This window comes from Methanobrevibacter sp., assembly GCF_045577275.1.
GTDB lineage: Archaea > Methanobacteriota > Methanobacteria > Methanobacteriales > Methanobacteriaceae > Methanobrevibacter.
Genome location: NZ_JAZNIB010000252.1, coordinates 33053 through 46871 on the forward strand (window position 1 = coordinate 33053; position 13819 = coordinate 46871).

The window sequence follows — 13819 nt, forward strand, 5'->3', positions numbered from 1 at the left end:
GTATCACATGTCAATTATTTCTAAAATTATGCTGCCATTGTCTCTTGGGCCAAGTATTCCTCCACGCCACATGTCTGGGCAGTGATCATCTATCTTTAATGGTTTGTCTTCCCCACGCTGTTGGGCTTTCTTATCCCAACTGTAGGTTTGTGCTTGGCTTATGCTATGCTTGCAGCTTGTATGTATCTTGAATCGCCTATTCTTTATCAGGTCCTGTATTGTTGTAATGTCTTCGTAAGTGTTAGGTGCATAGGTTTCCACATTCATTAGTATTCGTGGGTCCTGTTCGCAAGCGCTCTTTAGGCTTGCTGCATCATGCGGTAAAAAAAGAGTATTGTTATTGGTTAGTTCATATTTGTCTTGCAGGTAGAGTATGTCTTCCACCCTTTGGCTGTCTGACTGGGTAACTCCCTGCTCTTCAGCATCATAATAAGTTTCCTCTAAGAGGTAGTAATTGTTTCCTAAGGTTTCGTTTTTCTGTATCCCCATAACCCCAAAGGTGGTTACAGTACTGACACCGTAGTCGCAGCAGATGTTCATTTCATGAAGTTCAGGCCTAGTGGTGAATGTGTTTTCGGATTCTACAAATTGGTCGTAGATGGCTCCTTCTGCAATGACCCACTGGCCAAGGATGTTTCTTTTGTAGAACACGTCACTTTTCATATTGACTCTTTTGAGTTCCTCAACATATTTTCGGGGAAGGTTAGGGTTATCCTCGAGGAGGAATTTAAAAACTTTGACTGATCCAGAGTCTATCAAGTTTTTATTGCTGATATAATTTGTGTAAATGTAATGGTAGGGACTGTCTGGATTGGTGTTCCAGAACATTCTAGCTCCTTCATCACTGCAACGGCTTATTGCCATTTCCACTGCGGATTGAGGGCATCTTGATATCTCATCAGCATACCATCCTCCCACACTCATACCTGCAATGACATCCACAGCTTTCTCATCATTAAAGCCCATGCAGTAGCAGAGCTTGTCTCTGATTTCCAATTCCCCATCATGCTTACGGTATTCATAGGGGATATTGTCAGTGTTCATCATTTGGATTAATGGTTTTATCACATTTCTTCTTAATGATTGGCTGGTTTTACCGCTGATAAGGAATTCTGTTGAATTTGATTGCAATAGGAACAATAGCCATCTTGCATTGCATGCGATTGTTTTACCGGACCTTACGCTTCCATGGCATATGTTTATCCAGGATGTACTGTTTTCCAGGAATTTTATAGCTGTTGGTCCCCATTTCCCATAATGGAAATAATTTTTATTCAACAGAGTACTCTTTTTTGCTTTTTTCAATTGACTCAGCCAACCCTATTAATCCGTTATTAATGTTAACTTCTACTGGTTCATCTTGCTTGAAATATTCATTATATAACTTATTTGCATCTAAAGATAATCTTGCAACATCTTTCGAGGTGACATTACTATCCGGGTCTTTCGCATCTTTACATGCTTCTTCAAATCTTTCTGGAAACTGGGCTGCAACACGGGCAACTCCTTCCATATTGATAGCAATCGTTTCAGCAACGGAATTTATTGTTTCTTCTGCAGTTTCTTTTTCATCTGCTTGACGTTGCACTTCTTTTTCTGTTTGAGCTTGAACTTTTTTATTCTTTTTGGGTTTTTTCTTTTTCTTTTTAGCTCTTTTATTAAGTTCGGCTTCAACACGATCTTCCATTCTGATATTTTTGGATTTGTACCGGTTCAATGCAGCGAATGATATCTTTTCGTTATATGTATTTTCCAACCAAGCAGATACTTTTCTTCCACTTTCTCCCTCACTTAATCGTTTGACTATTTCATTAAAATGAGGACTTTCTTCTACTTTGTTTTTTCTTGCCAATGTTATCACCATCAAGTCATATTTTTTTAGTGAAACGTTTCAGAAAGTGAAACGAAACGAAACGTTTCAATGAAACAATTGAAACGAAAAAAAATGTTTACATTAGTATGTTCACGATTACTCCTGCCACACTCACAACTATAGTAACAACTGTAAATATCATAGGCAGAATATATTTCAATGTCTTTATCCCTGCCCTTAACTCGGATATTTCATTTTCCAATTCTATCAGTTTGCGTGAATCCTGTTCACGCATCTTCAATGTATTCGATAGCTCCGTTACAGCTACCACCAGTTCATTAATATCTTTCTTTATTTCTTTATTGTCTTGAATTAGACTTTCAAATTTTTCATCCTGGTATCCTAGTTTTTGCTCTAGAGTAACTATTCTTGTTTCGTTTTCACATATCTCTTTGGCATGATTTGTCAAGGCATTGGCACACTCCTGTAATAAAAAAAAATAATAGTTTAGTATTTTTAATGTGAAAAAAGTATAAGGATGAAAAAAAGATCAGTTTTTTATTGAAAAGTAAAATGAGGATCAAGCCCAGGAAAAGAATGTTTAAAAAAAAAATAGTTTATTATTATTTTTTTCGGAAAGGGGGTGACATCACAATTAACTTTTTTTCCAGGCTTAATCTCTCATTTGTTTTTGCACATAGTGATATTATGTGGCAGTGAAAAAAATGGTAGTTTTTCATCGGATAGGATGGAATAACTGTCACAAGAAAAGAATTATAAATGAAAATTTAGAACACGACAAGAATTAACACCAAAAAATTACACCAAATAACTTTAAAAACAAGATAAAAATAGTTTTTTTCTTTCCCCATGACAGTTATTCCATATTATCCAATATGTTTTTTACCTTCTTTTTTCACCTTCACTCTTTTGTTTATGTACATTAGTCTTTTGTTGCCGATTATGTATCCGTGGGGGTAATGGTCTACTGAAGGCACTCCCTGTATTACCAGGCCACATTTTCGGCAATAGGTTTCGTCTTCTTCAAAGCAGAGGTTGGTGCTTCCACACAATGTGCAAGATATTCTTATTTTTTTATTTTTAGGAGGATCATCTTGTTCTTCTTGTGTGGACCTCATAGGATTAGCACCATTATCAATGAAAGCTTTTGCATATTTCTTTTTGTAGAGAATTTTTTACATAGTTTTAATAGCTTTTGTCTTTTTGTTTGAAGATTTGCGATAACATATGTATGTAATATCTTGTAGTACGAGATTACGTTATAATCTAGAGGGGCTATATGAAAGAAAATGGTAAAAATTTTTCTAATATATAGTTTCCTCTAACTTATGCTCTAACGATTTAGAAATGAAATTATACTCTAGGCCTAACCTCTTTTTTTCTGACTGGATGCTTCGGTATTCATCATGAAAATTTTCTTTGCTATGGGAAGTTTGGCTTGTTCCTTTGCTTCCTAAGTCTGTGATGTTGCGACTGTTGGTATTGCCTATTTTATGTCGGTAATAGTATCTTGATTGCCTTTTGGCAGCTAATTCTCTGTTTCGGTTTTCTTGACATTCTTTGCTGCAGCATACTTGCCTATTGCTTGTTTTCTCATATTCTTTTCCACACCAAGCGCATATGCATTTTTTACTCATAATAAATTCTCCACTCATGTCTAATGCAATAAAAATTTTCCCATATTTTTATAATTGTTCAATATTTTTATATATTTATTGAACAGTTTAAATCATATTTTTGGAAAATACATAGGTTTCATTTTTTCATGTTCAACATTTGCTATCTAAAGTTGAACAATTATCATAATTCTGTATCTTCCTGTTCCAGTATGACAACCTCTCCAAGGAAAGGGATGCTTTTTACCTGGACATTATCAATGTCTTGGATGTTTCCATAACTGTCCAGGTAAAACACTCTTATGTTTCCTTTGTGCTTTTCCTCAACCTTCAATAAAAGGTTAATGATGTTTTTCAGCTTAATGTTTTTTAGCCTCCCAGAATTGGCAAGTGGTCAATCCGCCTTGTGCCTTTCTATGTTCAATGTAACGGCCAAGATAACAGTCTGTAATGTTATGATCCCATACTATGAAGTGTTTGCATTGGCTGCATACTCTTTTGACTATTATTGTTTCTTTCATCATATCTTATTCATCCTCCTCAACAATGACATTCTCATCCAACAGCTTGACTGTATTCCAATAGGCTCTTTCTAGAAGATTTGGGTCTTTAAGTTTCAGATATTCTGGGGTTATGTGGCCGGTGCGGCCTTTTCCTGCCATCACACAATCCACTATCATCTCAATCACATCTATAAGGTTTACATCCAATGGGCAATTGGCATTTAAATGGTGTCTTTCTTTAAAAATATGTTTCTGATACCATTCCTTATTGGTAAACTCTTCATTGGTATGTCTACTTAGGACGTTTTCTGCATATTCATCAAAGTGGATTATTTTAGTATAGTCATGCAGATTGCCTCTTCTCTGAATGGATCCGCTGATAAATTCCATGCCTTTTTCAACATCATGGATATGTTGGACTGTATCGTCTTTTAAGGTTTCATAACTTAGGTTTTCATCTGCTGTTCTGCTGTCAGCATTCTTGGTTCTTCTAATAGTGATCATAGTAGTAACTCCAGGTTTTCCAGTTCTATCTTATATGTTTCCTTCAGGTTTCCCAATTGCACTAGTTTTTGGAAAGTTGATTCCCTTAGGCAGCTAAATGTGGGTTTGCATTCATTTTGAAGTTGCTCATCTATAGCAAGTATGCTCATTTTCAAGGAATAAATCCTATTGTGTAATTTATTCATTTCAACATCTTCAGATTCTACAACTTCGATGTTTTCCTTTAAGTTAGTGACCTCACTTTTCAATAATTTAAAGTTGCTCATCATCATCCCCCAAATCCTCATATATTAGACCCATTGAACATCGGCAATTAACATGGTCTGGAACATTCCAAGAATATAATTCCTTTTCCTTTTCTTTTATTTTCTCATGTGTATTCCAGCATTCCTGTAAAAACCATCCTAACATTGCCCCTGCTACAAAAACACATATCATTAATATGGTTATTTCATAAGCTGCTTCAAGCATGATTTCTCCTCCTTGCGTAAAATCTTCAAAACATTCAAATCAGGCCTTGGCTTCATTTCCTCCGCACTGATTTGAGTCCTTAATACCCTCAATTTTTCGTTCAGCTGATTCATTCTTCTGACTCCATACTCTCTTTAGGCATGAATCTGAACTTTATGTAATACAATAAAGTTGACTCTTCCAAATCATCATAAATGTTATACAATGCTTCCTTCAGCAGGTCTTCATGCAAATAGCCTTCAGTTCCTGCAATTTCCTTATCAATTTCATCAAAACGTATATACTGTATGCTTCTGATTTTAATATAACCAAATAATTCCCTGCCACTGACTAAAGGGTTACCCTCAGTTTCATAAGCTGGAATTTCATCTCCCACCTTTCCGTCAAAGTGACGTCTTATAGTGCTTGTCTTTATGTGTTCCTTAATAGGCTCCACATATTCCCCATAAAATTTCAATTTTTTCATTTTCAGATCACTTCTCCTACAACACTTTTTTTAAAAGTACACATTCAGGATTTTTCTTCTGAAATCCCTAGCAAAAACCTTGCAATGCCAATCCTTGCCCGTGAAGTCATAAATCTTACCACTTTTCATGGTAACTCTTACCAAAGGGTTCCCCTCTTCATTCCTGTAGACCCCACAGCTAAGGACATTAGATTTTATCCTGGAAAACCTATCCAATAGATAGTCTCGTCCTTTCTTGGTCTTTATTGTCATTCGATATCAAACTCCATTACCCTTTGTTTTATCTTATTGAAATCTTCCCTGGTTAATCCATAATTTATAGCTGGAGTGCAGAAGATTATGGGGCAACTGGATTTAGGGTTATCATTCCTTTTCACTTGGAACTTATCCACTTCCTTATCTTTCCAATTCATATTGATTCCTCTGTTAATTTTTTCAGTTCTAAAGTTTCTGCTCCATGCAATAGTTGGTAGCATGCTTGCATCATGATCCTGTTCATTTGCTTGTTTCCTGTGCATATTTCAATGACGATGTCTTGGGTTATTTCATCGTATAGGTATATGTTGTTGCTGTTGCGTGGTTTCATGATTCGATATCTTTCAATCATTTTTATTAGCCTCATTTTTTTATATTTTGAAATACTTTGTATAGTGAATTAATGTTTTTATTCCAAAAAGGACATTTATAATAATGCTTTTTAGGGAAAAATCGTTTATCGCTCATTTAACCACCTATAAATTAATATTGAAATAAAACCACAAAGAACATACCATAAAAAATCATTAATCATATTCCATCACCTTGTATCAATCACCCAATCAGGACAATCAGTTCTCTCTTTTTCTAATCTTCTTGTTTTACCGTCTTTTACACAAATTATAAACAATTCGCCCTTGCTTTTAAATCCTTCATAATTCATGCAATCTCTGCAACGGCCTTCCTTCATTATCCCTTTATTGACTAGTTCCTGCTCAAACAAGCCACATACATATAATGTACCACTCATCATTATCACCTGTAATAAAAGAATAAAACAATGAAAGAAACAAACAAGACACTTAATAAAACCACTAAAGCGATTGTATCATAAATCATTCATCATCTCCCCCATTGAAAATGTAATTCTCAAAGCAGATTACATCATCAAACAATTCACAATAATCATCAGTCCTATGCTTGCAATCATCACACATCAAAAACCACCTACACTAATAATCATATTATCATACAAAACATCCCTTAATTCAGAATAGGTTTCACATGACCTGCATTTTTCTAAAAGTTCCTCTTCGGAACATTTCCATTTTAAGATAAAATTAATTTTTACATCACCAATCCCCTTGATAGCCATCATTCATCACCTCTTTCCATATTGCATAACATTACTAGCTTGCAGGCAGTATTATAAACTGCCATCTGCAAAACATCTTCAGGAACCTTCAAATAATTCAAGTTCAATTTCCCACTCCTTTGGAGTCCTGCACTCACACAGTCACAGGTGAACTCCAAAACATCCAACAGATCAACATCATCATGAACCCCTGTAGAAATGTTCAAATGATGGCGTTCAATTTTCATATGCTCCTCAAAGGTCAAATTAGGGAAATCGAATTTGGTCCAATCATGGTTAAGGCCACGATACAACAAGGCCTTAGAAATGACCTCCATTAACTTATTCACCATATCCACATGAACCCGTGTATCCTTTAGGGCCTCTTCCCTATCAACACCCTCCTTGCAATAAATGTAAGTGGCCATTGGAGCATGCTCAACTTCGAGTTCATGAATATGCTCCTTGTACCAACTGTTATAATCAAAATCCAACATATGCTTATTTGCCTCCTTTTTGCTCTATCCAGTATAATTTATGTCCACTGTTAGGGTGCTTGCGTGCAGACTGGACCATATCCAGGAAATTACGGTTGCCACTGGCCATAGTGGATTCCTTGATTAATGCTCCAACTTCACCAGGAGTCACTCCCCTATATATCCCAAAATCGTTACGTGTTATCCAATCGCTAATCTCTTTACTGGAATGTTTTCCAGGATGAGTCAAGAGATACGCTTTGATTAGGCATTTGGCTTTAGGAATATTCTTCTTGCCAATCATCTTAAATCATCTCCTCCCTATAAGAAAATTGCATTTGCTTTTCAGATCATTTATCAGCATATCACGTACCCCTTCTTCAAGGTAGAAGAACCTTAAGTCAATCTGAAAACTCATAACTGATTCCACCTTAAATTCCTGTTTTTCAAGTATTGGTGAACAGGCACACATTGAGTATAACCTAATTCATCAGCAACAGAAGACATAGTTTTGCCCTTGTTTTTCTCTGCAGAAAGAAAATTGATTCCCCCTGCGTGGTCTATTCGGCCATTGTCCCATCTTGGGTGATTGGTTCCTTTCATATGCAATTTATGATGATGACTTTTAGAAAGTATCATCAAATTGTCTGGGGCATTGTTTTCCTTATTGTTGTCTCGGTGGTGTACGCAGAACCCTTCAGGTATAGGGCCGAATGCATCTTCATAGACTAAACGATGCAACAATTCACCTTGGTGAACTCCACTGCTGATTTGCCAGTATCCGTCTTTTCTTTGATATGCATTGCCAAACTTTGTACTAATCATATGGGACCCTCACTATTTTGCTGTTCATTTCTTCTTGGATTTCAGGATCATTTTTCACTTCTGCATATTTCTCCAACATTCCATTGGTGATTTGCTTGAAGTCTTCCTCCGGCAATTCATGCATTACTGCAATGCTTGTGATGACAGTAGCGCAGACACTTGTCATCTCATTAGGCTTGTTCAATCCCATCTGCATCAGCATTTTGAAAAGCTTGAACTGGTTTTTCCTTTTCTTTATGTCTCCGATTTTGTTAAAAATTCCCATACGTTTTTTCCTCCTTTACATAACAATTGTTATATTATATATAATATAATAAAAAAAAATATTATAATATAATATAATAAATAAAAAAAATTTCATCTGAAACTGAAAATATAAACAAAAATACATACTAATACATACTATACATACTAATACATACTCCACCTACCAGACCGAAATTTTTCAGTAACCACTAGTGTCACCATTCAACATACCTACTGTTTTCTGCTTCTGCTTCCTGGTTTCCCCATTACTAACCTCAACAATCTTAAAGCCTTCCTCTTCAGCATAAGCCAACAAACCGTCAAAATCAACATTACGATGCTCCGCTAACAAACGAATCTGATTCTTGCCAATACAATCATTGGCATTCTGCATCCTCTCTAAAGTATCATAAAGAAGAGCATAATTGTTCTTATTGTTGATTTCATTGATTTTAATCTGCTCCAATCTAGCCTGTTTAGGCCTTAATGCCTGAAGTTTCTTTTCATGTCTTTCAATCTGCTTATTAACTTCATCAAGCTCATCAGCAACCAATAATGATTCCTGCAGATAATTATTCAAATCAGTGCTTAATGGCACTGAAGATTTAAGCTTATGGAGATCCACAAGCTCAGCATCCAATGTTACTGTACATTTTCTTTTAGCCATCCATCAGCACCTCCGCAACAGCCAACATATGATACACAGGAACATCATCCCTCCTGATCTTAAGTATTTCCGTTATATGCTTGCAATGATTCCTTTTGTCATTGATGTTTGCGCCTCCATACTTTTCTGTCTGCTTCCTAAAACGGAAATCAGGGCAGTCGCAAAAGACAGTGCCTTCCTGTTTGTCAATGTCAACACCATAGCTAATGTTAGGATTGGAGTCAGAACGTACACGGTACAATGCAACAGTATCATCCTCTGCTACATGGATAATATGGGGAGTGTTCATAGGAACTCCCCTTTTTCATCGAGCTTCAAGCCCATAATGTATGTAGCGACTTTCTTGCAGGTTTCCTCATCACATAATCCTTTTTTATTGTACCCTCCAAGCACTTTCATAGCAAGTGAAGGCTTTCTCTCACAATCCTCAATGTCTAATCTTGACTTGACGATAAAGAATATTTGGGCACATGTCAATTTAGTGTCATACTTGTTGATCATGATGCTGTTCTGTAGCAATTGCTCCCTAGCGCCTTGCTTCAAGTCAAGTGGAGCGTGCAGCTTGTTGATGACTTTAAGTATGTTTCCAGGATCATTGTTTTTGCTCAAGCGGGTGGCGTATGCAATGACGTCACCGATGGTCCTGTAGACCTTATCCGGGTCCTCTTCACCATCTTCTGCTTCAGCTTTTTCTTTTTCTTTCAGTTCCTTTGCAGTGCTGAAACTGGTATCATAAGCTGATTCGACTATCTCTTCAACTTCCGCTTCAATGACATCATTATGCAGGTTATTATAGCTTGGGTCCAATTCCTCAGCACTTACCTCGCCTGCACCTATGAGTTCTGCAATGGCCCTGTTAGTTGCACGAGTCTTTGCAGTGGACATGATAGTGTGGTCAGTTGATTTATCTTTTCCAGTTTCAGACCTGGAACATATGGCATCAGATTCCACATGCCTTCCGTTGGGAAGGCTGGCACGTATGCAGTAATATGCCTCTTTAACCCTACCAGTGTTTGTTCTTTCGAGTTCACGGGCCACTATCTCTGTGTCAACATTGAATGCTCTTCCCAATTTTTGCCATGCTGATTTCTTTTTGAACTGTTTTTGGACTTTAACATATTTTCCGTTTTCATCTTTTTGCTTGACAGTGATTTCCTGGTAATCTGTGTCATTCAGTAATCCTTTGCATAGTTCCTGGTAAGCGTCCCATTGGGCTATTGCTGTCTTGACATCAGGAACATTGTTTTCATTGGTCATTGGTAAATTCATCATTCACATCCTCCTCTTTATGTCTGTTGCTAACCTATTGCAGCCGCTGGCTGCATCGCCCCAACGGATGACACCTGCGCTATGGTGTCTTCCATTGTATAATGGTATTCCTCTGCTGTCTTTCCACATTGGAGCGTAATGGTCTCTCACTTTTTCGGCTTCCTCTTTTACACATGATAATAGGTATGGATCATAATCCCCATTTCCCAATTCAAGTGGGAAATGGTCATATAATGTCTTGTCATGTGTGTATTGGAAGTAGTCCTCGAATAGGTGCTGGACTGCCTCGTATAGCCTTTCGTCATTGTTGGTTCTGGCTTTTTCCCTTAAAAGCAAGAGCCGTGTTTTGTTGATTTGTATGAAATCGTTGAACACTTTCATATCCTCAGGGTATTCGGGATATTTCCTTTTTAGTTCCTCAATGCTTGCAACCATAAATATTCGCCTCCCCATTTTTACCAGTGGAAATATCCATAGGTTGGAGGTATGAGTATGAAGCAAACAATTAGGAATAATATAATGGCTAGGATGATTAGTGTTGTGATGCTTATTCTAATCACCAAGTCATTCTGTAGGATTGATTGTCTTGGGTCTGCTCTTTCAAGTGTTCTTGAACTGTTTGGTTTTGTGAACATTTTTAGTAGTCCTCCTCAAAGTTTTTAAGGTCTTCAATTGCTTCAAGGCATTCTTTTGCGTCTTGGTCTAGCTCATCAAAGAAATCTGTGTTCATTCTATCAGCTCCCTGGTGTGGCCTGTATTTTCACTCCATGTTAGGTAGATTTGGCCTTCTGGGTGGAATTTGTCTCTTGCTTCCTTGGCTGTTTCCTCTAGTCCTCTTATGTGGGAGGTTCCCTTGTTGTGGATTATGAGGTAACTGTTTTCTTTGCGTACCATTTAGATCACCTCGAGGATTTCCCATTTGTCATAGGTGTAGTTTGTGTTTCCGCTTGGGCTTGGATCCTTGTATGTTTCCATGTGTTTGCAGTTTGCTTCGCCTACGAGTTTTACCTCTGTGTTGAAGTGGGAGGTTCTGTTGTCGAATTTGAAGCATGCGCTTGTTGTGTAGATGATCTCACCCTTTTTGAGGGGGGTGTGGTTGGTGGAGTAGATGGGGATTATTGTTTCCATCATTTACCACCTTCAACGACTGCTTTGTTGTTTGTATTAAAACCAGTTACATTTTTATCCACTTTTGTTGTGGATTTTCCGTTTCGTGTTCTTTGCAGTTCGTGGACGCATGCGATTGCACGTTGTGCTTCGTCATGTTCCTTGTGAGTGTAAAGAACACCATCTCTACAAAATTCCATAAACTATCACTTGGACAATAAATTTGCAAATTTTTGGAACTGCCATTCACAAAAATTCACTTAAAGTTATATATGTTTTTCTTATATATATACTTATGCAATTATTTATGCAACTTAATATACATAAATATATATAATTGATATTACATATTTAATATTATAAAAAAATAAAAAGGAGCGTATGAATATGCTAATGAAAGTAAAATCGAAAGTAGGGAAAGCAAACACAATAAATGATTCCCTAAGAGTAATTATACCTCAAAACGTTAAACAAATATTACAATTAGAAGCAGGGGACACTCTTGAATGGAAAATCAATAGTGAAAATGATAAAATTGTAATAATTGTTGAAAAATCAGAATAAAAATTTTAAATTTATTAAAAAATTTTTTTTAAAAATAGCTTTGTTCGTGATATTGCGAAACTGTAAAGAACACCATCTCTACAAAATTCCATTTCTACCACTTGACAATAAAATTTTAGTATCTTATATTAAACTATTCCTGTAAGTAAAGTTTAAATAAAATCATAACAATATATAATATTACGACACAGACACTAAAAATACTATCACTTGGACGTTTTAGCTATTTTTTTTATTCTGATGTCTGCATAGTTGATGAAATACTGTGTAGACAACTGCCATTGTACTACTAGTATTTCGCTTGAAACTATGCCATTAACCATAAATGACTCATTTTTATTATAACCAATGCATTATAAATTTACTACTTCTCACATAACATAACCACACCAATAAATATTAAACTAATTTTCTAAACTTTCTAATAAAGAATTAATATCATCACGAGCCTTTTTAGCATTTCGGATAATATTATTCCTAAAACCTTGATAATAATCAGCCCTATTACGATAAGTCCTCAACTTACTTAATGCCTCAGCAAGATCAACTTCTTCCTCATCCCCATAAAAATTTAAACGCTCAATCAATGTTTCATGAGGATGTTTTTGGTACCCTAAAGAATGATACTTCTTTTCGTAATAATTCTTCACAAGATGATAACAGGAATAATAGTAACGTCCTACAGCAGAACGCTGATAAGCCTCTTCTGAAGAATGCTCTTCCAAATGAACCCCCACATCATTAAATTCTTTCCAATCAAAAACCATAATAATTACCACAAATCTACAGATAATAAATTTTTCACTGAATCATCATAAAGAGATAACTTTCTAATCTCCCTATTGACTTTTTTTACCTCTTCCCAATCTTCATCAAAGGAGCCATCATCTCCTTTTACATACACTATTATTTTATTGAAGCTTGGGATTTCCGGATCTTTATCAAACTCTAGACCAAAACCATATCTTGGGAAATGATTTTTTAATACGGGAGCAACTTTTTCGATTAATTCGATAAGACCAATATTTTTAATAATAAAATCAATTATATCATCCTCATTGACCAAATCAAAATTACTTAAAGTATTTTGAATGAAATATACAATAGAAGGATAATTCTCAACATTGGTAACAGAGTAACTTCCATTTATACTTGAACTGTCCTGACTAAAACTAACATCAAATGATTCCTCTGTCCCCATATTATCATTAATGGATACAGTGTCTCTTATAGTGGTAGTTGTAGCTATATCATTCATGTGAATCCTCCTTATTCATTTCTTCTCTTAAAACATCTGTAATGGCTGCATTATATTTGAACCATATAAAACTGTTCATTTGTTTTAATTCATCAATAACTTCATCAATTTCCTTAACCTTTTTAGTGGTGCAATCCAAGTCCAGGATAAAATCCTTATCAAAATTAGGATTAGGATATGCAGCATTAAATAAACCATATTGGAAATTTAAAATATAATCTCCTTTCTTAATGGACAATCTGTTTAAAATCTGTATGAACTCTTCATCCTCATCAAGGTCCATAATATAACTGGAGAAATATTTTGGTTCAATGCGTTCTTTAAGTTCAGGAATAGATTTTCCATCGATTTGGTTGATGTATCTTAAACCCAAAAATGAGATATCCTTTGGATCATAACCTTTTATTGCATCGGTTAATAGGATGATATCATCTAGGAAATATCTGAAGTGTGTGTAAGCCCCTTTTTTATAATGGAGAATTAAACTTTTTGAGGTTAATTCTACAGATTTGTTATGTAACCTGTTTTTGAAAACCCAAATGTAAGTTCCATCTGGAGTTATTTTTGTAGGTTCGCCTGTCTCTACATCAATCCCTATGTTTAATTCATGATGTCTTTTTATGGTTAGGTTTGGGAATTCTTTAGAGATTTTTTCACGGAAATCTTTTGCAGCTTCTTTATTA

32 protein-coding genes are annotated in these 13819 nt (G+C 35.7%); 2 read left to right on the forward strand and 30 right to left on the reverse strand.

Annotated elements, in window-relative coordinates:
- Positions 1–3: 3 nt before the first annotated feature.
- The 11 genes from ACKI67_RS07280 to ACKI67_RS07330 form a co-directional block, all read right to left on the reverse strand.
- Positions 4–1278, reverse strand: coding sequence for a PBSX family phage terminase large subunit (locus ACKI67_RS07280; protein WP_407462806.1), 1275 nt, complete (start codon positions 1276–1278; stop codon positions 4–6).
- Entirely contained in the window at positions 1271–1852 is a 582-nt protein-coding gene (locus ACKI67_RS07285) for a hypothetical protein (protein WP_407462807.1), read from the reverse strand. The genes ACKI67_RS07280 and ACKI67_RS07285 overlap by 8 nt, the downstream gene beginning before the upstream one ends.
- Positions 1853–1949: 97 nt before the next feature.
- Positions 1950–2144, reverse strand: coding sequence for a hypothetical protein (locus ACKI67_RS07290; RefSeq protein ID WP_407462808.1), 195 nt, complete (start codon positions 2142–2144; stop codon positions 1950–1952).
- A gap of 556 nt (positions 2145–2700) precedes the next feature.
- Positions 2701–2952, reverse strand: coding sequence for a hypothetical protein (locus tag ACKI67_RS07295; protein WP_407462809.1), 252 nt, complete (start codon positions 2950–2952; stop codon positions 2701–2703).
- A gap of 186 nt (positions 2953–3138) precedes the next feature.
- A complete protein-coding gene (locus ACKI67_RS07300) occupies positions 3139–3471 on the reverse strand; it encodes a hypothetical protein (RefSeq protein WP_407462810.1) in 333 nt (110 codons plus the stop codon).
- Between the two features lie 338 nt (positions 3472–3809).
- Positions 3810–3971: a hypothetical protein gene (locus ACKI67_RS07305; protein ID WP_407462811.1), complete on the reverse strand. Its 162-nt coding sequence runs from the start codon at positions 3969–3971 to the stop codon at positions 3810–3812.
- Positions 3972–3977: 6 nt separating this feature from the next.
- Positions 3978–4457, reverse strand: a complete 480-nt coding sequence (locus tag ACKI67_RS07310; RefSeq protein ID WP_407462812.1) for a hypothetical protein — start codon at positions 4455–4457, stop codon at positions 3978–3980.
- A complete protein-coding gene (locus ACKI67_RS07315; RefSeq protein ID WP_407462814.1) occupies positions 4454–4723 on the reverse strand; it encodes a hypothetical protein in 270 nt (89 codons plus the stop codon). Before ACKI67_RS07315 ends, ACKI67_RS07310 begins: the two co-directional genes overlap by 4 nt.
- The gene (locus tag ACKI67_RS07320; RefSeq protein WP_407462815.1) at positions 4710–4928 is read right to left on the reverse strand and encodes a hypothetical protein; all 219 of its coding nucleotides are present in this window, start codon (positions 4926–4928) and stop codon (positions 4710–4712) included. Before ACKI67_RS07320 ends, ACKI67_RS07315 begins: the two co-directional genes overlap by 14 nt.
- Entirely contained in the window at positions 4904–5041 is a 138-nt protein-coding gene (locus tag ACKI67_RS07325) for a hypothetical protein (RefSeq protein WP_304103838.1), read from the reverse strand. Before ACKI67_RS07325 ends, ACKI67_RS07320 begins: the two co-directional genes overlap by 25 nt.
- Positions 5038–5394 carry an ASCH domain-containing protein gene (locus tag ACKI67_RS07330; RefSeq protein ID WP_407462816.1) on the reverse strand — a complete coding sequence of 119 codons (357 nt, stop codon included), beginning with the start codon at positions 5392–5394 and terminating at the stop codon, positions 5038–5040. Before ACKI67_RS07330 ends, ACKI67_RS07325 begins: the two co-directional genes overlap by 4 nt.
- Before the next feature lie 84 nt (positions 5395–5478).
- Here ACKI67_RS07330 and ACKI67_RS07335 point away from each other — a divergent pair, with 84 nt between their 5' ends.
- The gene (locus ACKI67_RS07335; RefSeq protein WP_407462817.1) at positions 5479–5613 is read left to right on the forward strand and encodes a hypothetical protein; all 135 of its coding nucleotides are present in this window, start codon (positions 5479–5481) and stop codon (positions 5611–5613) included.
- Positions 5614–5642: 29 nt separating this feature from the next.
- Here ACKI67_RS07335 and ACKI67_RS07340 read toward each other — a convergent pair whose 3' ends face one another.
- The 16 genes from ACKI67_RS07340 to ACKI67_RS07415 all read right to left on the reverse strand — a co-directional run bounded on the left by ACKI67_RS07340 (position 5643) and on the right by ACKI67_RS07415 (position 11514).
- Positions 5643–5807, reverse strand: a complete 165-nt coding sequence (locus tag ACKI67_RS07340) for a hypothetical protein (protein WP_407462818.1) — start codon at positions 5805–5807, stop codon at positions 5643–5645.
- Complete coding sequence (locus ACKI67_RS07345; RefSeq protein WP_407462819.1) at positions 5804–6001, reverse strand: hypothetical protein; 198 nt, start codon at positions 5999–6001, stop codon at positions 5804–5806. Before ACKI67_RS07345 ends, ACKI67_RS07340 begins: the two co-directional genes overlap by 4 nt.
- Before the next feature lie 189 nt (positions 6002–6190).
- Positions 6191–6400: a hypothetical protein gene (locus tag ACKI67_RS07350; RefSeq protein WP_407462821.1), complete on the reverse strand. Its 210-nt coding sequence runs from the start codon at positions 6398–6400 to the stop codon at positions 6191–6193.
- A gap of 186 nt (positions 6401–6586) precedes the next feature.
- Positions 6587–6745, reverse strand: coding sequence for a hypothetical protein (locus ACKI67_RS07355; protein WP_407462822.1), 159 nt, complete (start codon positions 6743–6745; stop codon positions 6587–6589).
- Positions 6745–7221: a hypothetical protein gene (locus ACKI67_RS07360; RefSeq protein WP_407462823.1), complete on the reverse strand. Its 477-nt coding sequence runs from the start codon at positions 7219–7221 to the stop codon at positions 6745–6747. Before ACKI67_RS07360 ends, ACKI67_RS07355 begins: the two co-directional genes overlap by 1 nt.
- Before the next feature lie 4 nt (positions 7222–7225).
- On the reverse strand, positions 7226–7504 hold the full coding sequence (locus ACKI67_RS07365) for a hypothetical protein (RefSeq protein ID WP_407462825.1): 279 nt from the start codon (positions 7502–7504) through the stop codon (positions 7226–7228).
- A 110-nt stretch (positions 7505–7614) separates the two neighbouring features.
- Positions 7615–8025: an HNH endonuclease signature motif containing protein gene (locus ACKI67_RS07370; RefSeq protein ID WP_407462827.1), complete on the reverse strand. Its 411-nt coding sequence runs from the start codon at positions 8023–8025 to the stop codon at positions 7615–7617.
- Positions 8018–8290, reverse strand: coding sequence for a hypothetical protein (locus tag ACKI67_RS07375; protein ID WP_407462829.1), 273 nt, complete (start codon positions 8288–8290; stop codon positions 8018–8020). The genes ACKI67_RS07370 and ACKI67_RS07375 overlap by 8 nt, the downstream gene beginning before the upstream one ends.
- A gap of 180 nt (positions 8291–8470) precedes the next feature.
- Entirely contained in the window at positions 8471–8938 is a 468-nt protein-coding gene (locus ACKI67_RS07380) for a hypothetical protein (RefSeq protein ID WP_407462830.1), read from the reverse strand.
- The gene (locus ACKI67_RS07385) at positions 8931–9227 is read right to left on the reverse strand and encodes a hypothetical protein (RefSeq protein WP_407462832.1); all 297 of its coding nucleotides are present in this window, start codon (positions 9225–9227) and stop codon (positions 8931–8933) included. Before ACKI67_RS07385 ends, ACKI67_RS07380 begins: the two co-directional genes overlap by 8 nt.
- Positions 9224–10210, reverse strand: coding sequence for a hypothetical protein (locus ACKI67_RS07390; RefSeq protein ID WP_407462833.1), 987 nt, complete (start codon positions 10208–10210; stop codon positions 9224–9226). The genes ACKI67_RS07385 and ACKI67_RS07390 overlap by 4 nt, the downstream gene beginning before the upstream one ends.
- The gene (locus tag ACKI67_RS07395) at positions 10211–10642 is read right to left on the reverse strand and encodes a hypothetical protein (protein WP_407462835.1); all 432 of its coding nucleotides are present in this window, start codon (positions 10640–10642) and stop codon (positions 10211–10213) included.
- Positions 10643–10662: 20 nt separating this feature from the next.
- Positions 10663–10842 (reverse strand): hypothetical protein, encoded by a 180-nt coding sequence (locus ACKI67_RS07400; protein ID WP_407462836.1) that lies wholly within the window; start codon positions 10840–10842, stop codon positions 10663–10665.
- Positions 10843–10933: 91 nt separating this feature from the next.
- The gene (locus tag ACKI67_RS07405) at positions 10934–11101 is read right to left on the reverse strand and encodes a hypothetical protein (protein ID WP_407462838.1); all 168 of its coding nucleotides are present in this window, start codon (positions 11099–11101) and stop codon (positions 10934–10936) included.
- A complete protein-coding gene (locus ACKI67_RS07410) occupies positions 11102–11335 on the reverse strand; it encodes a hypothetical protein (protein ID WP_407462839.1) in 234 nt (77 codons plus the stop codon). It lies immediately after the preceding gene.
- The gene (locus ACKI67_RS07415; protein WP_407462840.1) at positions 11335–11514 is read right to left on the reverse strand and encodes a hypothetical protein; all 180 of its coding nucleotides are present in this window, start codon (positions 11512–11514) and stop codon (positions 11335–11337) included. Before ACKI67_RS07415 ends, ACKI67_RS07410 begins: the two co-directional genes overlap by 1 nt.
- A 187-nt stretch (positions 11515–11701) precedes the next feature.
- On the opposite strand from ACKI67_RS07415, the gene ACKI67_RS07420 reads away from it, so the two are divergent.
- On the forward strand, positions 11702–11878 hold the full coding sequence (locus tag ACKI67_RS07420) for a hypothetical protein (RefSeq protein WP_407462841.1): 177 nt from the start codon (positions 11702–11704) through the stop codon (positions 11876–11878).
- A 404-nt stretch (positions 11879–12282) separates the two neighbouring features.
- On the opposite strand, the gene ACKI67_RS07425 is transcribed toward ACKI67_RS07420, so the two are convergent.
- The 3 genes from ACKI67_RS07425 to ACKI67_RS07435 form a co-directional block, all read right to left on the reverse strand.
- Positions 12283–12645 (reverse strand): hypothetical protein, encoded by a 363-nt coding sequence (locus ACKI67_RS07425; protein WP_407462842.1) that lies wholly within the window; start codon positions 12643–12645, stop codon positions 12283–12285.
- Positions 12646–12650: 5 nt separating this feature from the next.
- Positions 12651–13136 carry a hypothetical protein gene (locus ACKI67_RS07430; protein ID WP_407462843.1) on the reverse strand — a complete coding sequence of 162 codons (486 nt, stop codon included), beginning with the start codon at positions 13134–13136 and terminating at the stop codon, positions 12651–12653.
- Positions 13129–13819: TIGR04255 family protein (locus ACKI67_RS07435; RefSeq protein WP_407462844.1), on the reverse strand; the 691-nt coding region annotated here is incomplete at its 5' end. The genes ACKI67_RS07435 and ACKI67_RS07430, both read right to left, overlap by 8 nt.